The organism is Chitinophaga sp. RCC_12 (genome assembly GCF_041360695.1).
Classification (GTDB): Bacteria; Bacteroidota; Bacteroidia; order Chitinophagales; family Chitinophagaceae; genus Chitinophaga.
The window spans coordinates 269985-290163 of the sequence record NZ_JBFUPS010000010.1 but is presented as its reverse complement, the minus strand read 5'-3'; the positions used below and the strand labels follow the sequence as shown (position 1 = coordinate 290163).

General features: G+C 47.3%; 15 protein-coding genes. 8 read left to right on the top strand and 7 right to left on the bottom strand.

Annotation, left to right across the window (positions count from 1 at the left end; translation table 11 throughout):
- Positions 1-119 precede the first annotated feature (119 nt).
- Together AB6805_RS26070 and AB6805_RS26065 are read right to left on the bottom strand one after the other, a co-directional pair.
- Entirely contained in the window at positions 120-2240 is a 2121-nt protein-coding gene (locus AB6805_RS26070; protein WP_370912390.1) for a carboxy terminal-processing peptidase, read from the bottom strand.
- 300 nt (positions 2241-2540) lie between these two features.
- A complete protein-coding gene (locus AB6805_RS26065) occupies positions 2541-3770 on the bottom strand; it encodes a sorbosone dehydrogenase family protein (RefSeq protein WP_370912389.1) in 1230 nt (409 codons plus the stop codon).
- A 142-nt stretch (positions 3771-3912) separates the two neighbouring features.
- On the opposite strand from AB6805_RS26065, the gene AB6805_RS26060 reads away from it, so the two are divergent.
- On the top strand, positions 3913-5169 hold the full coding sequence (locus tag AB6805_RS26060; protein ID WP_370912388.1) for an MFS transporter: 1257 nt from the start codon (positions 3913-3915) through the stop codon (positions 5167-5169).
- A gap of 48 nt (positions 5170-5217) precedes the next feature.
- On the opposite strand, the gene AB6805_RS26055 is transcribed toward AB6805_RS26060, so the two are convergent.
- Complete coding sequence (locus AB6805_RS26055) at positions 5218-5712, bottom strand: YkgJ family cysteine cluster protein (protein WP_370912387.1); 495 nt, start codon at positions 5710-5712, stop codon at positions 5218-5220.
- A 197-nt stretch (positions 5713-5909) separates the two neighbouring features.
- On the opposite strand from AB6805_RS26055, the gene gcvP reads away from it, so the two are divergent.
- The gene (gene gcvP, locus AB6805_RS26050) at positions 5910-8744 is read left to right on the top strand and encodes an aminomethyl-transferring glycine dehydrogenase (protein ID WP_370912386.1); all 2835 of its coding nucleotides are present in this window, start codon (positions 5910-5912) and stop codon (positions 8742-8744) included.
- Between the two features lie 79 nt (positions 8745-8823).
- Here the strand turns inward: gcvP and AB6805_RS26045 are convergent, their stop codons facing one another.
- Complete coding sequence (locus AB6805_RS26045; protein WP_370912385.1) at positions 8824-10074, bottom strand: ectonucleotide pyrophosphatase/phosphodiesterase; 1251 nt, start codon at positions 10072-10074, stop codon at positions 8824-8826.
- Between the two features lie 316 nt (positions 10075-10390).
- Between AB6805_RS26045 and AB6805_RS26040 the strand changes: the two genes are divergently transcribed.
- From AB6805_RS26040 to AB6805_RS26020, 5 genes are all read left to right on the top strand, one after another.
- Entirely contained in the window at positions 10391-10903 is a 513-nt protein-coding gene (locus tag AB6805_RS26040) for a hypothetical protein (protein ID WP_370912384.1), read from the top strand.
- 202 nt (positions 10904-11105) lie between these two features.
- On the top strand, positions 11106-12029 hold the full coding sequence (locus AB6805_RS26035; protein WP_370912383.1) for a hypothetical protein: 924 nt from the start codon (positions 11106-11108) through the stop codon (positions 12027-12029).
- A 180-nt stretch (positions 12030-12209) separates the two neighbouring features.
- A complete protein-coding gene (locus AB6805_RS26030) occupies positions 12210-12965 on the top strand; it encodes a hypothetical protein (protein ID WP_370912382.1) in 756 nt (251 codons plus the stop codon).
- Positions 12966-13012: 47 nt separating this feature from the next.
- Positions 13013-13363: an MmcQ/YjbR family DNA-binding protein gene (locus AB6805_RS26025; RefSeq protein ID WP_370912381.1), complete on the top strand. Its 351-nt coding sequence runs from the start codon at positions 13013-13015 to the stop codon at positions 13361-13363.
- Between the two features lie 79 nt (positions 13364-13442).
- Positions 13443-15335 (top strand): CocE/NonD family hydrolase, encoded by a 1893-nt coding sequence (locus tag AB6805_RS26020; protein WP_370912380.1) that lies wholly within the window; start codon positions 13443-13445, stop codon positions 15333-15335.
- A gap of 42 nt (positions 15336-15377) precedes the next feature.
- On the opposite strand, the gene AB6805_RS26015 is transcribed toward AB6805_RS26020, so the two are convergent.
- Positions 15378-16565, bottom strand: coding sequence for an acyloxyacyl hydrolase (locus AB6805_RS26015; protein ID WP_370912379.1), 1188 nt, complete (start codon positions 16563-16565; stop codon positions 15378-15380).
- A 136-nt stretch (positions 16566-16701) separates the two neighbouring features.
- Here AB6805_RS26015 and AB6805_RS26010 point away from each other — a divergent pair, with 136 nt between their 5' ends.
- Complete coding sequence (locus AB6805_RS26010; protein WP_370912440.1) at positions 16702-17418, top strand: FKBP-type peptidyl-prolyl cis-trans isomerase; 717 nt, start codon at positions 16702-16704, stop codon at positions 17416-17418.
- A gap of 451 nt (positions 17419-17869) precedes the next feature.
- Here the strand turns inward: AB6805_RS26010 and AB6805_RS26005 are convergent, their stop codons facing one another.
- Both AB6805_RS26005 and aroA read right to left on the bottom strand, forming a co-directional pair.
- The gene (locus tag AB6805_RS26005) at positions 17870-18871 is read right to left on the bottom strand and encodes a chorismate synthase (protein ID WP_370912378.1); all 1002 of its coding nucleotides are present in this window, start codon (positions 18869-18871) and stop codon (positions 17870-17872) included.
- A gap of 22 nt (positions 18872-18893) precedes the next feature.
- Positions 18894-20156 carry a 3-phosphoshikimate 1-carboxyvinyltransferase gene (gene aroA / locus AB6805_RS26000; protein ID WP_370912377.1) on the bottom strand — a complete coding sequence of 421 codons (1263 nt, stop codon included), beginning with the start codon at positions 20154-20156 and terminating at the stop codon, positions 18894-18896.
- Positions 20157-20179: the final 23 nt, after the last annotated feature.

Genomic DNA, 20179 nt, shown 5'->3' with positions numbered 1-20179 from the left:
AGTTAGTTATTTATAAAAAAATCTTACTAAAATCAAAAGAATAAAAATCAAGCCAATCAGTATAATCAGCGTAATCAGTGCCCAAGACAATTTAAAATCGCCGAAGGCGATGAAGGGATCTACTGGTTCTTACGCTGCATCTTAGGCAATGACTGAACGATCAGGTCGTTCATTACATTCACCGCTTCATCGAGATAGATGTCTTTGGTTCTGATCCTGATCCAGTCCTTGTTACGGGCTATCTTGGAAGAGTCGCTGCCAAATTTCTCCATGTCGGATTTGATGTTGACGATATTGAGTTCTTTTACTTTATCGTTTACTGCGTCATATTTCTTGAGTGCAGCGGTGTTTGTTTTTTGTTCTGTTTTGTAAGTCTGCAGGTTCAGGGAATAGGTTTCCTGTTTTTCCAGCTTCTTTAAAGTGTTCAGGTTTTCATTGAGCAGTTTAAAGGCTGGGCTGGTGGCCATTCTTTTTTCGCTGTTCTTTTTCAGTGATTCTGCATTTACCGGGTTATACCATGCGGTGAAGCTTGCGCGGGGGATTTCGTCCCATGCCAGTGCATCAGAATCTTTGCGTTCAGCTATTTCGTAGTATGGATCCGGCAGTACAATATCGGAAGCCACACCTTTCAGCTGGGTAGAGCCGCCATCGGCACGGTAGAATTTCTGCTGGGTAAGTTTCAGGGCGCCGAGGCTGCCACCGTCTTTAACAGGGTAGAAATCATCCAGGTTGAAGAGGCGCTGTACGGTACCTTTACCGAATGTTTGGGTGCTGCCGATGATAACGGCGCGTTTGTAATCCTGCATGGCTGCGGCCATAATTTCGGAGGCGGAGGCGCTGTATTCATTCACCATGATGGCCAGTGGTCCTTCGTATTGTACATTCTTATCGCGGTCGCGCAGCACTACAGCGTCGCCACCACGGGAACGTACCTGTACCACGGGGCCTTCCGGAATAAACAGGCCGGCCATTTGCACCACATCCTGGAGAGAACCGCCGCCGTTGAAGCGGAGATCGAGGATGATACCTTCTACATTTTCTGCTTTCAGTTTAGCGACTTCTTTGGCAACGTCTTCCGCGCTGCGGGCGCCGTTACGGTCGTTAAAGTCGGCGTAGAATTCCGGCAGGTAGATATAGCCTATTTTATGTTGTCCGTTGATGATTGCTGATTTCGCGAATGTTTCTTCGGTAACAATTTCATCACGGATGATGGTTATTTCTTTAGTGGTGCCATCTACGCTTCTTACGGTCAGTTTAACGGGGGTACCTTTTTTACCACGGATCAGTTTCACCGCATCTTCTACGGGGTAACCGGTAATATCCACTGGTTCGGTATTTCCCTGTGCTACTTTCTGGATTACATCGTTGGCTTTCAGTTGTCCCTGTTTCCAGCTTGGGCTTCCGGTAACGATGCTGATTACGCGGATTTTGTCGCCTTCTTCTTTCAGCTGTGCGCCGATACCAAAGAATTTACCGGCCATCTGTTCTTCGAACGCGCGTTTTTCATCCGGCGGGAAGTAGTCGGTATGCGGATCCATGGTAGTGGTAATCGCATTTACGTAGAGATTAAAGCGATCATTATCGTTCTGCCTGTTTTTCAGACGTTCAAAATAGCGGTCGTACAGTTGTTTTACCTTTATGCGGGCTTCTGCTTCCAGTTCCACATCGGTTTTGGTTTTAATACTGTCCTTTCCTTTATCTTTCTCCCTCATTTCCTGGAGGTCCGTCAGTTTTTCCAGCGTACGGTATTTCAATACTTTGCGCCAGGCTTCTTTACGGGCATTTTCGTCTGCGGGAAAATCCACTTTATCCGGGTCCAGTGTTACCTTTTCATCTACGGTGAAATCAAAAGGTTTGGACAGAATTTCGGGATAAATCGCTGCTGCTTCAGCCACCCGTTGTTTGATCAGGGTGTTGATGCTGCGGAAACAGTCGATCGGTGCGCCTTTCAGTTCATCATCAATATGAACGGCGAGCGGCATGAGCTTATCCACATCTGTTTTCAGGAAAAATTTCTTTTCCGTATCCAGGCTACGCAGGTATTTATTAAAAACTTCGGTGGAGAATTTATCATCTATTGCTTTAGGTTGATAATGCCCTTCCTTCAGCATCTGCCCTACCAGGTTCATGATCACCTCGTAACGACCGGGAGGGTCGTCATTATGTCCGAGCTTATTAAAAGCCAACACGCCTGCGGAGATGCTAAGCAGCACAACCGGTATAATCACTTTCAGTCTCATATGTATCTCAATTGAACTTAAACGTTGTCAAATCAAATATAAAATAAAATCACCCGTCGGTCGTGCAATTTATTTCCTTTTAACAAAAAATTGGGCCAAACGGGCACCAGGCGAGATACATGGCTGAAAAGCGTTGCTTTTCCCGCTCGCTACAGTACCTGTAAGGATGTTGTTGCCGGTCCTTTAATACGGCTCCATGATGGGAGTATACCCTAAGTATATGGGAAGTATCCCGGGAGTATCCCCGTATGAAAGGTGGACCTAGTGTAAACGATTAAGACGGCTGGAATGTTGAAATAATTATTCTTTTACCAGCTTATATACAGCTCCTTTAAAGCCACTGCTGCCGGAAGTGCTGGCAAGCATATAAAGTTCGCCCTGTTCATCCTCGCCCCAGCTGAGGATCTGGAGGTTATCGGCAGGGCGGCCGGTGAGTTCCAGGGGAGCGCTGTCCCATTTTTGCCCGTTGGGCCTGAGTACAAAGGTTTTCCCGTTATAATCGCCGAAAACATATAATCCTTTCAGTGCCGGGATGGCGCTTCCGCGATATACATAGCCGCCGGTGATACTTATCCCCACATCGTGGCTGTATTCGTGGATAGGTGCAATCAATGCCGACTTATCGGCGCCGGCAGGCACATTATAATCGTGGTTGCCTTCCAGGATGCGCCAGCCGTAGTTACCGCCTTTGGTGATGATGTCTACTTCTTCATACTTATTCTGTCCAACGTCGCCGGCGAAGAGCATCCTGGTGGTTTTATCGAAGGAAAAGCGCCAGGGGTTCCGAAGGCCGTAGGCCCATATTTCAGGCCGGGTGTCGGGCCGGTTAACGAAAGGATTATCCGGCGGGATAGAATAGGGTGTTCCATTGACATTTATTCTTAATATTTTACCCAGTAAAGTATTGAGGTTCTGACCATTACCGATAGTGCCGTGTTTGTCGCCGCCCCCACCGCCATCGCCGAGTCCTACATAAAGGTAGCCATCGGGGCCAAACTGCAGCTGGCCGCCGTTATGATTGGATTCCGGTTCATCCACTTCCAGGACGATCCTTTTGGAAGCCGGGTTAGCGAGGTTGGGATTTGCTGCTGTAGTGGTAAACTCTACCAGGCGGCTGGTGTGGTCGAAGCCTGATTTTTTGGTGGGCGAGCTGTAATACACATAAAATTTATGGTTCGATTTAAAATCGGGATGAAAGGCCATTCCCAGCAGGCCGCGTTCATCATACCCGGGATTTACGGAGATCATATCGCTGCTTACATCGAGGAAAGGGGTGGGAAGTAGTTTATTTTGCTGCACGATCCATACTTTCCCTTCTTTCTGACAGAAAAATAACCTGCCGGTACCATCCCCTGGCACGGCCATATTTACCGGAGATATGAACTGGTCAGTTACCAGCTGCAGCTTCGCTTTCCGGGGCGCATTAGCCGGAGGCTCGGGGCCATCATCATTGGAATTGTTGCCGGCACAGGCAAACTGTATGAATATGGCTGGCAATAAAGCCCGGAAAATGAGGGTATGTATTTCCATAGAACTGCGGTATTAATGCAGAATAAATATAAACCAGAAATGGGAAAAGAAGAAGTGATTGTGGTGGGCGGTGAAAGCGGATTGTCCGATATTCTGCTGTCGCCGTTTCTGATTTTTGTACCTTCGCAAAAAACTCATCAGGTTGGACACTACGGCACCGAAAAAGAACGACCCATACGCTTCGCTACGCTTTCCGGAATTCAATTATTACCTGATAATCCGCTTTGCGCTTGTATTTGCGCTGGCTATGCAGTTTGCCATTATAGAATGGAAAGTATATGAAATTTCAAAAGATCCCTTCTCACTGGGATTGATAGGTTTGGCAGAAGTAATTCCGGCAGTGTTGCTGGCGCCGTTTGCCGGTCATATGGTGGACAAACGGGAGAAGCGGGGCATGCTACTCAATTGTGTGATTGCCTATCTGTTTATCAGTTCGGGATTATTCCTCTTAACCTGGGACCGTGCCGTAGCCGGTGTTTCAAAGCACTGGGTGCTGAACCTCATTTACCTGCTGGTTTTCCTGGGCGGCATTGTGCGGGCCTATACCAGTCCTTCCAACTTTACCCTGATGTCGTTGCTGGTACCACGTGAGTTATACGCCAATGCCTCTACCTGGAGCAGTTCTGCCTGGCAGATAGGCGGTGTGCTGGGGCCTGCGCTGGGCGGGCTTTTCATTCACTGGTTCGGCGTGCACTGGTCGATGTTGATGGTGGTATTCGTTTTCCTGGCGCCTTTATACAGTTTGCTGAAGATAAAACCCAAGCCGGTTTATTATAAACCGAAGGGCGAGAGTTTTGTGACCGGTCTTACTGAAGGGATGCGGTTTGTATGGAAAACCAAAGTAGTTTTAAATGCGATGGCACTTGATATGTTTGCGGTATTATTTGGCGGTGCGGTAGCGATGTTACCGGCATTTGCCACAGATGTGCTGCATGTGGGTTCCCTGGGATATGGGTTGCTGCGTTCTGCTCCTGCGGTGGGCGCGTTGGTAACCATGTTTATACTTGCGCACAGGCCACTGGTGAACAAACCGGGTATTAAGCTGCTGGCGGCGGTATTCGGCTTTGGTTTAACCATTATATTGTTTGGTCTTTCCACGAGCTTTTACCTGTCGATGTTTGCGCTGCTGATCAGCGGGGCGCTGGATGGTGTCAGTGTGATCATACGGCAAACGATTTTGCAGTTAAAAACGCCGGACGACATGCGGGGCCGGGTGGCATCGGTAAGTTCGATGTTTGTGGGTTCTTCCAATGAGCTGGGGGCGTTTGAAAGCGGTTTTATGGCCAGGGCAATGGGACTGGTGCCATCGGTGGTATTTGGAGGATGTGTTACATTGGGTGTGGTGATCACCACTTATATTATTTCACCAGCTATGCGTAAGCTGGATCTGAAGCCGTAGTGGGGCGGTCAGCGCTGTGAGGCACTAACCGCTTCCGGCACTTTATCTTTATAAATCCATCTTTTCTTTTAACTTTTCCAGCACATAATAAACGGCCGGGCAAACGGTGCTGTTTTCGTAGGTGATCTTCGGGCGTTTAAAGAAGTCGTAACTATCTGTGTAGGGATAGTTGGCGCAATCGCCGGGACGTACATCGTAGATGCCGCAGTAGTTGTCGGCGCCCAAGAAAGGGCACGGTGTGAACTTCACCACATAGTCCTCATCCTTATCCAGCCGGAGGTAGGTTTCAATAAAATCGCCTTCCTTCATGCCCAGGTGTTTAGAGATGCGCCTGATATCGGGTCCTTTGAAGCGGGGGCTGATGGTTTTGCAGCAATTACCGCACTGGAGGCAGTCAATTTTACTGAATGCTTCCTCATGCAGGGCCGGCAAAAGTTTCTCTACTCCTTTTCCACGGCGGGTTTGCAGTTTTGCGAGAAACTGTTTATTCGCTTTTTGCTTGTCCTGGGCCTTCTGTTCCCAGTCTTCTAATATTTTGCTCATTTGGTGCAAAGATAGGTAATTAGTCTGTGGACAAAATTATGACATATACGCCCATCCCTGAAGTATCATTTATCACTGTTTTCCCCCGCCAGTATTGATTGTTTGGCCGTTGCTTAAAATCTGCATAGCTTTGCGCATTCTATTTCAAATTACCTGCTTACATCATGAATCTTTTTGATATTCAACAAAATGAATTCGTGCACCGTCACATAGGGCCGAATGAAAGAGAGACCAACCAGATGCTGGAAACCATCGGGGCCTCCAACCTGGACCAGCTGATCAGCAAAACCGTTCCGGGCGCCATCCGTATGCAACAGCCACTGGCTATTCCTGCAGCGATGGGTGAAAGCGATTATCTCCGTCATCTGAAGGACATATCGCTGAAAAACAAAGTATACCGCAATTACATTGGCCAGGGTTATTTTGATACGATTACGCCAAGTGTTATCCTGCGTAATGTATTTGAGAATCCAGGATGGTATACCCAGTATACTCCCTACCAGGCAGAAATTTCCCAGGGCCGCCTGGAAAGCCTGTTGAACTACCAGACGATGGTATGTGACCTGACAGGGCTGCCAATTGCCAATGCTTCCCTGCTGGATGAAGCCACTGCAGCGGCAGAAGCCATGACGATGTTCTTCAATGCGCTGAACAAGGATCATGACCATGTAACCAGGCCTAAATTTTTTGTAGACAATAACGTATACCCGCAAACGCTGGATGTAATTTATACCCGCGCTACCCCGCTTCAGATTGAAGTGGTAGTAGGCGATTACAAAACTGCTTCCTTCGACGAATTATACTTTGGCGCGTTGATCCAGTATCCCGACAACGTGGGTGCTGCGGCCGACTACCGTACTTTCATTGACCAGGTACATGCAGTGGGTGCATTTGTAGGTGTGGCAACAGACCTGCTGGCACTGACCCTGCTTACTTCTCCCGGCGACATGGGCGCTGATGCGGCCTTTGGTTCTGCACAGCGCTTTGGTGTTCCATTAGGCTTTGGTGGTCCGCACGCTGCTTTCTTTGCAGTAAAAGACGACTTTAAACGTTCTATCCCGGGTCGTATCATTGGCGTGAGCATTGATGCCAACGGCGGCCGTGCGCTGCGTATGGCACTGCAAACCCGCGAACAGCACATCAAACGTGAAAAAGCAACTTCCAATATCTGTACTGCACAAGCTTTGCTGGCCAATATGGCCGCTATGTATGCCGTGTATCATGGACCGGAAGGACTGAAAAATATTGCCACCCGCATTTCACTGCTGGCCAATACACTGGCGGGTAAGCTGAAGGCGAAAGGGCTGAAACTGGCGTCAGACAGCTTCTTCGACACTATTGTAGTGGAAGGCGCTGCCGCTGATGTTAAAGATGCTGCAGAAGCACTGGGCATTAACTTCCGTTATTTCGCCAATGGCAATGTAGGTATCTCTCTCGACGAAACCACTACCATTGCTGATGTAAATGATATCCTGCACGTATTTGGTGCGGGTACAACAGATGTAGCCACCGTTTCCAACAGTACCACCGGTGTTCCTGCTGATCTGCAACGTACTTCTCCCTACCTGCAATACCCGGTATTTAACAGCTATCACAGCGAATCACTGATGATGCGTTACCTGAAGATGCTGGAAAACAAGGATCTTTCCCTGAACACTTCCATGATCTCCCTGGGTTCCTGCACGATGAAGCTGAATGCAGCTACCGAGATGATTCCTCTGAGCTGGGCACACTGGAGCAAAATGCATCCGTTTGCCCCTAAAAACCAGGTAGGCGGCTATTTACAAATGGCGGACGAACTGGGAGAATACCTCAGCAAAATTACCGGCTTTGACGCATGCAGCCTGCAACCCAACAGTGGTGCACAGGGCGAATACGCCGGCCTGCTGGTGATCCGCGAATACCAGAAGAGCAGAGGTGAAGGCCACCGTAATGTAATGTTGATCCCCATCAGCGCACACGGTACCAATCCTGCATCTGCAGTAATGGCGGGCTACAAGGTAGTCATTGTAAAAGCGCTGGAAAACGGCTATATCGATGTCGACGATCTGAAAGCAAAAGCAGCTGCAAACAGTAAAGACCTCGCCGGTATCATGATCACTTATCCATCTACCTATGGTGTATATGAAGAAAGTGTGAAAGAAATCTGCGCAACTATACATGAACACGGCGGACAGGTGTATATGGATGGCGCCAATATGAATGCCCAGGTAGGTTTAACCGCACCCGGACTGATTGGCGCAGACGTTTGTCACCTGAACCTGCACAAGACTTTCGCTATCCCTCACGGTGGCGGCGGTCCCGGCATGGGCCCTATCTGCGTAGCCAAACACCTGGCGCCATTCCTGCCAGGACACGTTACGCTGAGTGGCGGCAAACCATCCAACGCCGTATCTGCAGCGCCGTTTGGTTCTGCCAGCATCCTGCTGATCTCTTACGCTTACATCCGCATGCTTGGATTTAAGGGCGTTAAACTGGCATCTGAATATGCGATCCTGAATGCCAATTACATGAAAGCACGACTGGAAAAAGCATACGACATCCTGTATACCGGTGTTAACGGCACCTGTGCGCATGAATTCATTGTAGATCTCCGTCCGTTTAAAGCAGCTGCCGGTATTGAAGCGGAAGATGTGGCCAAACGCCTGATGGATTACGGTTTCCACGCTCCTACCATGAGCTTCCCGGTTCCGGGTACGATCATGATTGAGCCTACTGAAAGTGAGGATAAAGGGGAACTGGATCGTTTCTGCGATGCGATGCTGGCTATCCGTGAAGAGATCCGTGCGGTAGAACAGGGTCAGAGCGATAAGCAAAACAACGTACTGAAAAATGCACCGCATACCCAACAGGTGATCACTGCTGATGAATGGACCCGTCCATACAGCCGCCAGCAGGCAGCATTCCCACTGGAATATGTTAAGGCAAATAAATTCTGGCCTTCTGTAAGCCGTATCAACAATACATTCGGCGACAGGAACCTGATCTGTACCTGCGAACCTGCAAGTGCCTATGAGGAAGCAGCAGTATAAGCTGTTGGTTTAATATTAAAAGAGAAGGGGATAGACGCCATGTCTGTCCCCTTCTCTTTTTTATGCAGATATATAACAGTTATTGTAAGACAGGCTCCAGTACTTCCAGGCGCCCGTCGATAGGCTGTGTAATATCAAGGCCAAGTATTCTTGCCACTAACGGGTACACATGTACGTTTTCAAAAGTGGCGATACGGGTATGGGGTTTAAAGGCCGGGCCCCAGGCCATGAATATAGCGTTCATGTTGGTGAGGTTATTATCATAACCATGATGACCGGGATGTGCTTTTTTTGCCGGTGTAAATATATAGTTGGCTTCTGCCAGCAGGACAATATCACCAATACGGTTGTAAATATCTTCCTGGCCATAGTGCCATCTTTCCGGTGTTTCCTTTTTCAGGTAAGCGGTATAATGATTTTCGTGTTGTTTGAGATAATCGTAAGCAGTTTTGATTTCTTCATCTGTTTTACCGTACAGCATTACCTTTTCGTTACCCGGCATACTTTTCAGGGGTTGCAGGGCGGGTGTATCGGGCAGGGTGATGGTGTGAGTGGTATCTGCCTGCATCATGCCATGATCGGATACCACGATAAAATTTACCGGCAGGTTCAGCTGTGCTACAGCTGCCACCATTTTACCGATGGCAGCATCCACGAATTGTACGGCACTGCGTACGCTGTCGGCGTCCGGTCCCCAGGAATGCCCCATGTGATCCACTTCGGGGAAGTAGAAGGTAATGAAGTGTGGCCGTTGGTCTTCCGGCAGGCGGAGCCAGTTTACTACTGTTTGGATGCGCTGATCGATACCTGTTTTTTCCTGGTACTTAAAATAGTAAGTAGGTCGTATATTTTGAATGGCGCTTTCTGATCCAACCCAGAAATAGCTGGCGCTGAGCATTTCCTGTTTTTCTGCCAGCACCCATAGTGGCACGCCATTGTACCAGGTACCATCCTCCACGGCATCGCGGTTGCCTACTTTATAAACGGCATCCCGTTTACGGTCGTAAAAAAGATTATCCACCAGGCCGTGATGAGCCGGGTAAAGCCCGGTAGCCAGGGAATAGTGATTGGGAAAAGTAAGGGATGGAAATGCCGGCTGCATGGCGGTAGCGCGAACGCCTGCTCCTGAAAGGCGCAGCAGGTTTTGTGCATTGTATTTTTCGGCGTAATCATACCGGAAGCCATCAATGGAAATCATGATCACATAGGGCCTCGACTGCTGTGTTGCGCTGTTCTTCCTTCCTTCCACCACCAGTTGGGCAGTATCCTGGGCATAGCCGGCAAAGCTGATCGATAACAGGATGGCGGTTAATAAAAAAATCCTTTTCACTATTTATGCTGTTTATGATTGCATGGTAATAATTGGGGGAAGAATAACAGATGATGGGTTATAATGCGCGGCAAATTAGAAAACTATTTCCATTCAAAACGGGATTAGCAATTATATATCCGTTAAAAAAAGGTGGTTGTGAGTTACCACAACTATCAAAATCTCCATAAACATGTAATAATATTTTAACACATATTCTATCAAAACAGCCATATATCAGCAAAATGATAATCACTAGACAAAATATTATATATATAATTTTAATTAATTAATTGTTTATCTATATATTAGCCTACTGAAAAACCATCTAACAACTATGTCTGATTACACCTTTATTACAACTGAGGAACATTTTTTATTACAGGATGCGCTGAAGAGGAACAAGCAACAGTTAACAAAATTCACCCTTATCGGTTTTGGGCTATTATTGATTGCTGCTGTGATACCGCAAATTTATTTGTACACTCACAACAACCTGGGTGATGCGGATGATTCGCTCCTGTCGTTCAAAAACCTTTGGTTCTGGGTATGGCTGTTATGCTTTGTGATAGCGTTGATATTTGCGTTGATAAAAGTAACGGATATACGCTACTGGGCTATTAAAAAGGATTTGTCCGCCTTGCAGAAAGGCACTTTACAGGCGCCGATGGAAGCGGTATACCTGGAAAACAATGATACGCAAACCAATATTATGATCCTGCTGGAAAATAAAAAGAAACGCCTGTTTTACTGGATGCGTGGGGCATTGGAAGGGTACAGGGCCGGGCAGGAAGTGGAAATCACCTATGCCCGTTATTCCCGCGTAATTATCAGTATCAACAAGAAATAATTTACCACCGTTTTGAAATGCCGGCCCTGTGCGTGAGCTTAACAGCTGACGTGCAGGGCTGTATTATTTGCAAAATGTAACATTTAGCCGGTAAAAGCGTTTGTATCATAAACCCTGTACCCGTGGGGGATGCGCTTGATAATTTGATGTTGTTTTTCTCCGGGAAACTATCTATAAAACAGTATTTTTAACCAGGTTGTTAATGCGTTTACTTTTGCTACATCCAATAAAAATCCTGCTGTATTGTACTGCGCTGTTGCTATTCATCATAGCGCCTGCCTGTCAATGCAAAAAGGATAATAGTGTTATTCCCCCACCCCGGCCGGAACCACCAAAAGACATTTATCTCGTTACCTCCATCCGTGTGAATAACGTACCGAAAGACAGCCTCGTTTATAACGATGAGCACCAGGTTACAGAGAGATGGGACTACAATACATCTTACCGAATCTGGCAAAATTATGTTGCCTACCAGTACAACCAGGAAGGGTATGTATCAATGGCCAGATATTATAACGAAAATGATAATACCATTAAAAGTCTTAGCCAGAAGGACTCTGTAGCATGGACAACAGACAGGCTTATCGTTTACACCACCTTTTACAGGGAACTCGGTAATGAAATTTCGGGACATGATACCATTGATTATTTACATATTAACAATCAAAGGATACTTACCCTGGCAGGCACTAAAGACACTATTCCTATCGGTGTAGGAGTAGCTGTATTATACAAACAATACCAATATAATGGGAAAGACATCACGCAGTTCCTGGATTGGAACTGGTATCATGTAGCTAACGGGCAACCCATTTTACTCATGAACAAATTTGACCTGGCCTATCTTCCATTTGAGAACCCCTTGTTTCCACAGGTATCAAAAAATCCGCTGTTGTTCCGCGCCATTGGCGGTGATAAATTTCCTTATCCTTCCAACGAATATTACCCTTACCTGTTGAGTGAACACCTGGTCGGAGCTTTTACCTATGAAGCAGATAATGTACCTTCGAAGATATGCCCGGTAACCTATAAAATGTACGATACCACGCATTATCCGCAAACGCAAAGCATTGCAGGTATCAATAAAACGATTGATTACACTTATAAGGTGATTAAAGCAGAGTAAGAACAGAATTATACCATGAAATATATTATTCTACCCGCCATTGTCCTTATAATACTAAGTACCACCGGATGCCGAAAAAGGGATCAACCAAATGGACCGGCTGGACCGACAGGACCGGCGCCTTTACAGATTACCCGCCTGCTGACAAGCATTTATAGGGATAATATTCTTTATGAGCAGTTGGACTATAACAACAACCAGTTGGCCACCTTCCACCATTATGAGCCTACTGGTGGTGCAGGCAATATGCGCCTGGAATTTAAAACCGATGCGGACGGGAAGCTGACAGGAACGGTTCTCTATCGAAAGGACGGAACCAATTTTAAATTGGCAGAAAAAAATGCGATACAATCATTCGAAAAAGAATTGAAGATAACAGGAAGCCTCTATCCTCCATTCACAGGTATAAAGGACACTATACCGGATACCATGCGATTTGGTTTTGACGACAATGGCAGACTAATTCAACTCACGGATACACTAACAACGGAGAAGGGTACGGATTATTTGCGTCAGCTCATAGCCATCACTACCTATAATTATTCCGGCGATCAGCTCAGCGATCTGACACGCAATGGTTATGGTTATTATGCGTCTCCCACCTTGCCAGGCGGAGAAGAAAATAAACTGCAAATCACCAGTGAATTTCAGTTTGAATACGATAATACACCCAACTTTTTCTATGCGCTCGGCAAAAAATACCCTTATCTGCGATTAATCATGAAACCGGACCATCCGTTATTTGCCGGCCGCACCAATGTGAAAAAGCACTCGGAAAAGCATATCTCTCCCGGCAGTCAGACCGAAATTACCCATCTCTTTCAGGATACCCGCGATGATCTCAACGGCCATATTATTTACACCACGGAGGTGACTATACAAAATGGCGTTACCAGTACCACCCATTGGCAGTATCATTATATCCTTCTTCCATAATTTCCGGAAATTTTCCTGACTTTTGTAACCAGATATAATCGTTACTCATGAACCTTTCACAATTTCAGGAATATTGTCTTTCATTACCCGGCGTTACAGAAGAGTTTCCTTTTGGAGATGAAATCCTGGTATATAAAGTTTGCGGAAAAGTATTTGCCCTCAGCGGCCTTTCAAATTTTCAATCTATTAATATCAAGTGCGATCCGGAAGAAGCTGTTGAACTGCGGGAGCGCTATGAAGGCGTGATCCCCGGCTATCACATGAATAAGAAACACTGGAATACTGTGGATGTACATTCGGGCATCCCCAATAAATTGCTGCTGGAATGGATCCGGAACTCGTACAACTTAGTAGTGGCGAGTTTGCCAAAGAAAGAAAGAGAGAAACTGGGCCAATAACCGGTCCCCATATACCTGGCAGTCATCCCCCGTTTTTTTATTACATTAGCCCGAAATCTAAATCTAAAATAAACTGTTTATGAGAAAATGGCTGCTGCTGGCCTGTGCCGCGCTGTTTGTAATTCCGGTGGCATGTAAGGCCGTTAACCAGGATTCACTCTGGATGTATGAGCACTACACAAAAAAGGAAGTATACATCACCATGAGGGACGGTATTAAATTGTTTACCTCTGTTTACCTGCCAAAAGATCAATCGGAGAAGCATCCCATCCTGATGACGCGCACCCCTTATTCCTGCGCGCCTTATGGCGAAAATGTCTTCCGTCCGTTGTATAAAAATCATTACAAGGAATACCTGAAAGAAGGCTACATCATGGTCATACAGGATGTAAGAGGCACCTGGATGAGTGAAGGTAAATTTGTAAATGTAAGACCTTTCAATCCCGATAAAAAAGGGAAGAAGGATATTGATGAAGCCAGTGATACTTATGATACGATCGATTGGCTCGTAAAAAACCTCGGTGGCAACAATGGTAACGTTGGGATATTCGGTATTTCCTATCCCGGCTTCTACTCAACGATGGGCGCGCTGAGTGGTCATCCGGCCCTGAAAGCCGTGAGCCCGCAGGCGCCTGTTACCGATTGGTTTTTGGGAGATGATTTTCATCACAACGGTGCTTTCTTTATTGCAGATGCCTTTTCTTTTTATACCGTGTTTGACCACCCACATCCCAAACCCACTACGGAAGGGCCAAAAGGTATCGACTACTATACACACGACAATTACAAATACTACCTGGAAACCGGCGCGTTGCCTAACTTCGCCAAAATCATCGGCGACAGCGTAACCTTCTGGCATGAAATGTATGCACATCCTACTTACGATAGCTGGTGGAAAGCCCGCAACGTGCGCAACTTCCTGCAAAATGTAAAACCGGCTATGCTGATTGTAGGGGGCGTGTTTGATGCGGAAGACTGCTTCGGCGCGTGGAATACCTATAAAGCAATTGAAACTAAAAGTCCGGCTACCAACAACCGTATTGTAATGGGGCCGTGGTATCACGGGCAGTGGGCATCCAACGATGGTACCCACTTGGGTAATGTGCGCTTTGGCAGCAACACCGCCGAATACTATGCGCAAAACGTTGAAATTCCTTTCTTCAACTATTACCTCAAAGGCAAAGGCGCTGCACCTGATATTGCAGAAGCCACTATTTTCTTCACCGGCGAAAACAAATGGAAACAACTCCCTAAATGGCCTCCGGCCAACATGGAAGATGCACCGGTTTATTTGCAGGAAGATGGTAAGCTTTCTTTCACCAAACCCGCTGCTGCCAATAGTTTCAGCGAATATGTAAGCGATCCGGCCAAACCTGTTCCATATACAGAAGATGTGCATTTTGGCCGTACCATTAACTACATGACCGATGACCAACGCTTTGCCGCCCGCAGACCTGATGTGGCTGTATTTGAAAGTGAAGTACTGGACAAAGATATTACCCTGGCCGGCCCGGTAGTGGCAGACCTGATTGCCAGCACCAGCACTACAGACGCCGATTTCATTGTGAAAGTGATTGACGTATTCCCCGACGATTTCAAATATGAAGAAGATGCGCCCACCGAACATCGCCGGGTACCTTCTGCCACTTACCCGATGGGCGGCTACCAGATGCTGGTACGTGGAGAGATCATGCGTGGTAAATTCCGCAACAGCTTTGAAAAGCCGGAAGCATTTGTTCCCAATCAACCTGCTGAAGTGAAATTCACGATGCCGGATGTAGCCCATACCTTCCAGAAAGGACACCGCATTATGATTCAGGTACAAAGCAGCTGGTTTCCGTTGACAGACCGGAACCCGCAGCAGTTCATGGATATTTACAAGGCCACAGATAAAGATTTTAAAAAGGCTACTATCCGCATCTATCACGATGCACAGCATCCATCCAATGTGGTGCTGCCGGTAGTGAAATAAATTATTTGCCGGGATGATGCCGATGGCGTCATCCCGGTATTATTACCACCGTACTTTTCCACCCCCTCCCCATTCAATCCAGTCCGAAGCGGCTCCGTTTACGGTTTTAAGTCCGAGTTGTAAAAAGCCGTATTTAGCAATGTTATAACGGATGGCCAGACGCATAAAATAATCCCCTTTTTCATTATCTCTTTTCCACACGTAAGTACCCACTTCTGCCCTTACCTGGAAACGCTTAATATTTAATACATAAGCCAGATGTGTGCCCATCAGCATTTTATCGCTGGGACGAACTTCGCCGTAGCGTTTCTGGTAGGTCCAGCCCAGTGAGCCGTCGTAGAAACCATCCAGGCCAATGCCAACACTGCTTTTATGACTGAAGCGGTAATCATAACCCAGTATCAGCGAGGCGGTGCCATAAAAGGCTTCCAGCTTTTCATCGCTGGAGGCCTGCACTACACCAAAAGCACCGTATAAACTGATTTCATGATAACGTTGCAGTGGCGGCACCTGCGTTGTGATGAATGTGGGACGGCGCGCGGCTTCATATGTAGGGTCAATCTGTTGCTTTACGATACCGCGGATGGTATTATAATGATAGCGCACGCCAATATTCAATCCCGCCATATTGAGGCCCAGATTGGGCGTATGGGTGCGCCCGTTTGAAAAATGGGTAAGATCAATGCCATAAAGAAAATCGAATGAGTTCGACACTTTCAGCACGCCGGTGATGCCAAAATTAACGTAGGCATCCAGCTTAGACCCGATGGCGTCGTTGAGTGGGTTGGTAGTGGAGTCGTAAGGGTTCAGGTCGTATGTGATACCGAGCGACAGCCCCGCTTCAAAGTGATTTCTTTTCCGGCGGTGGAAGGGCGCATAAAAAAAACCGTATACCCCGCTGGGGTTGCCGAGAATGGTAGGGTTACCGATATCGCCGGTGTAGAATCCAATGCCATAACTGGGATAGTTGAATACCCGCTGCCACTCTTTTTCCCCGGTCGACTGCCACCCCATTCTCAGTTCCAGCGACTTATAACCGTCGTTCAGCGCGTTTTTCAGCTCATCGCCGGTATAAAGATGCGTGCCCCCGTGGAGTTTCAGTTCAATAAACTTATGTCTTCCCAGGTTCGGATTCAACCTGGCTTTTTTCCACAAATCCGTGGTATCCTGTGCCGGCAGGCATCTCCCGTAAAATAACAGTAAAACAAACAGGGTAAATTTCCACATCATAAAAACAGATGAAAACAAGGTAAACTAACTGAATGTTCATCTCTGCAAAAGGCTTGCCTGTGAAATATTATATTGATTAACTTGCAGCATCTTTAAAAAGCCTTATTTTAACTAACATTTCTGTCTATTATTTATGATGTACAAAAAATACCTGTTCATAGGAGCCCTGGGATGCTTATCCGTACAAGGTTTCAGTCAGGCTAAACCTGCACCTAAGAAGCCAGTGGCCAAAACAGCCGTTAAGTCGCCGGTATTGAAAAACAAACTGGATTCCGTGAGCTACGGAATTGGGGTTAGTATTGCGGAAAACCTCAAAGCCCAGGGACTGGAAAATGTGAATCCTGCCCTCCTGTCCAAAGCGGTACAGGATGTGTTGAAGAATAAACCATTAACACTGTCAAAAGATCAATGTGATATGAGCATAAGTAATTATCTGCAGCAGCTGAAAGCAGACAAAGCTGCCAAAAACCGCGAAGCAGGACTTAAATTCCTGGCGGAGAATAAAGCAAAACCAGGCGTGGTAACACTGCCTGATGGTTTGCAGTACCAGATCCTGAAAGAAGGCAATGGCCCTAAACCTACAGCCGCCGATAAAGTAAAAACGCATTATCACGGTACCTTAATCGATGGTACGGTGTTCGATAGCTCCGTAGAGAGGGGACAACCGATCTCCTTCCCTGTGGGCGGCGTGATCAAAGGCTGGACAGAAGCGCTCCAGTTAATGCCTGTGGGCTCCAAATGGCGTCTTTTCATCCCTTCCGAGCTGGCGTACGGCGACCGTGGCGCGGGTCCGAAAATCGGTCCGGGGGCGGCGTTGATATTCGATGTGGAGCTGCTGGCGATAGAGCAGTAATGCAGCGGGTGGGCGCCTTCGTAGCGCCTTCGGCGCTTTTAAATTGTCTTGGAGCAGGATTACGCTGATTATGCTGATTGAGATGATTTTCCCACCTTTTGTTGTTTGATATTTTAAGGGGAGATAAAAGCGGATATTTGATTTTATTGATTTTTTACCTTTTTGTAATAAAATATTCTGGGGAGATAAAAGCGGGTATTTGATTTTATTATAACCACCAGATTAACAAAATTCGGGGAGATAGCAGCAAATGTTTTTGCTGTTATCTCCCCGAGATATTTTAGTCCAAAAATCAATAAAATCAAATACTCGCTTTCATCTCCCCTTAAAATATCAAACAACAAAAGGTGGGAAAATCATCTCAATCAGCATAATCAGCGTAATCCTGCTCCAAGACAATTTAAAAGCGCCGAAGGCGCTACGAAGGCGCTACGAAGGCGCTACGAAGGCGCTACTCCGCTCTAAACACCCGCGGGCGGCGCTGTTCCAGCAGGAAGAAGTCGGCCAGTACCATAGCGGTCACTGCTTCCAGTACCACTGGTACGCGCAGCGCGATGCAAAGGTCGTGACGGCCTTTTACGCTGAAAGTTTCCACTTCCCCGCTTTTTATGTTGAGGGTTTGTTGTTCTTTCGGTGTACTGGAGGTAGGTTTCACAGCGATGCGGAATACCAGCGGGTTGCCATTGGTGATACCGCCCACTACGCCGCCGGCGTGATTGGAGGCAGTTTTACCGGTTGTATCGATGATGGGATCGTTATGTTCCAGTCCTTTCATTTTAGCGGCGGCAAAGCCGGCGCCGAACTCAATACCTTTGATAGCAGGAATCGCGAAAACGGCATGCGCCAGTGCGGATTCCAGTGAATCGAAGAAGGGTTCACCCAATCCAATAGGCAGGCCATTCACCACGCACTCTACGATACCACCTACCGAATCTTTTGCTGCGATAGCTGCTTCCAGCCCGGCTTCCGGATCAGGGTTGCCCCCTACTTCCGTGATGGTGGCATTTACCCGGATTGCTTCGCCCAGGATCTTTTTAGCGATTACACCGGCGGCTACCAGGTTGAGGGTGAGCCTGCCGCTGAAATGTCCGCCGCCGCGATAGTCTTCAAAGCCGCCGAACTTTTCGGTGGCTACAAAGTCGGCATGCCCCGGACGCGGAAACTCCCGTAGCTTTTCGTAATCGGTACTGCGGGTATTGTTATTTTCAAAAAGAATAGTCACCGGTGCACCGGTAGTAAAATCGTTGAAAACACCTGACTTGATAAAGGGCAGGTCTTCCTCTTTGCGGGGCGTAGTGCCCCTGGAGCCGCCTTTACGGCGTTCCAGGTCTGCCAGGAAGTCTTCCTGCTTTAACGGGATACCGGCAGGTATGCCATCTATATTTACGCCAACGCTGGCGCCATGTGATTCTCCAAAAACATTTACCCTGAATAATCTGCCAAAACTGTTCACACGCTGATGATTTAAAGTGAAATTATACGGTTACTGCCACCTTACCACCCAGCAATTCCAGGTGATCATAAAATTCCGGGTAGGATTTATTGATTGCTTCTGCATTGTCGATGATCACCGGGCCATCTGCCGTGAGGGCAGCTACCGCGCAGGCCATAGCAATACGGTGGTCGTTATGTGAATGTACGTGTGCGCCTTTAATGCCGGTGCCGCCATGTACCAGCATGATATCGCCTTCGAGGTCAATGCTGATACCCATCTTGCCAAATTCTGCCTGCAGTGTTAAGCCACGGTCACTTTCTTTATGCGCTAAACGGCTAACGCCTTTTATTTTCGTAGTACCGTTACAGTTAGCTGCCAGTGCTACCAGCGGAGGGAACAGATCGGGGCAATCAGTGGCATCTATTTCAAATGCGTTCAATCCGCCTTTTTCTATGTTTACGGTGAATACGCCGGACATTAAATGTGCCCCGGCTTTCTCCAATGCTTCCAGGATGGCTTTATCCGACTGGGCAGAGGAGGTGTTGAGATGCTGTACTTCCGCTTTACCGGCTACTGCCGCAGCTACCAGCAAAAATGCGGCGCCGCTCCAGTCGCCTTCCACTGTATAGTCGCAGGCGTTATATGCCTGTTTCTTTCCGAAATGAAAGGTTTCAAAATTCTTTTCTTCCACCTGAACGCCAAAATGCGCCATCAGCTGGAGGGTTAACGCAATGTATGGTTTGCTTTTCAGATCTGTTACGGTAATCGTTACATTTTCTGCGGCAGCGCCGTAGGCCATAAGCAGGCCGGTGAGGAACTGTGAGCTGAGAGAACCATCAATCGTAATATCTTTCGGATGTAACGGCCCCTCAATATGCAGGGGTAATTTACCGCCCTGCGTGGAGCATTTTACATCCAGTTGTGGTAATACTTCTTCAAAGAAATCCATCGGGCGGGTAGTTAAGCTACCGTGACCTTCTATGGTGATGGGCAGGGACGACAACGCTGCGATGGGCGTAAACATACGGATACCCAAACCGGATTCGCCGCAGTTGATTTCATCATAAAACGGTGCTACACCGTTGCTGGTGATTTCGAAATAGTCGTATTCCCGTTTGATTTTAGCACCCAGGTTTTCGGCTACTTCCAGTGCTGCCAGGCAATCATTGCTCAGGCCGGGATTACGGATAATACTCTTTCCTTTTGCCAGCAAAGCTGCTGCCACAGCGCGTTGCATGGCGCTTTTGGAAGGATTGGCCGTAACCGTGCCTTTAATGATGGCTGGTGATACAGTAACTTGCATATGTATATTTCGTCTGCCTTTAA

Excerpts from the sequence above, each read along its gene's own strand:
- AB6805_RS26035 (WP_370912383.1), top strand. The coding sequence starts at position 11,106 with ATGCGTTTACTTTTGCTACATCCAATAAAAATCCTGCTGTATTGTACT.
- AB6805_RS26055 (WP_370912387.1), bottom strand. The coding sequence starts at position 5,712 with ATGAGCAAAATATTAGAAGACTGGGAACAGAAGGCCCAGGACAAGCAA.
- AB6805_RS26025 (WP_370912381.1), top strand. The coding sequence starts at position 13,013 with ATGAACCTTTCACAATTTCAGGAATATTGTCTTTCATTACCCGGCGTT.
- AB6805_RS26010 (WP_370912440.1), top strand. The coding sequence starts at position 16,702 with ATGTACAAAAAATACCTGTTCATAGGAGCCCTGGGATGCTTATCCGTA.
- AB6805_RS26065 (WP_370912389.1), bottom strand. The coding sequence starts at position 3,770 with ATGGAAATACATACCCTCATTTTCCGGGCTTTATTGCCAGCCATATTC.
- AB6805_RS26040 (WP_370912384.1), top strand. The coding sequence starts at position 10,391 with ATGTCTGATTACACCTTTATTACAACTGAGGAACATTTTTTATTACAG.
- aroA (WP_370912377.1), bottom strand. The coding sequence starts at position 20,156 with ATGCAAGTTACTGTATCACCAGCCATCATTAAAGGCACGGTTACGGCC.
- AB6805_RS26015 (WP_370912379.1), bottom strand. The coding sequence starts at position 16,565 with ATGATGTGGAAATTTACCCTGTTTGTTTTACTGTTATTTTACGGGAGA.
- AB6805_RS26070 (WP_370912390.1), bottom strand. The coding sequence starts at position 2,240 with ATGAGACTGAAAGTGATTATACCGGTTGTGCTGCTTAGCATCTCCGCA.
- AB6805_RS26020 (WP_370912380.1), top strand. The coding sequence starts at position 13,443 with ATGAGAAAATGGCTGCTGCTGGCCTGTGCCGCGCTGTTTGTAATTCCG.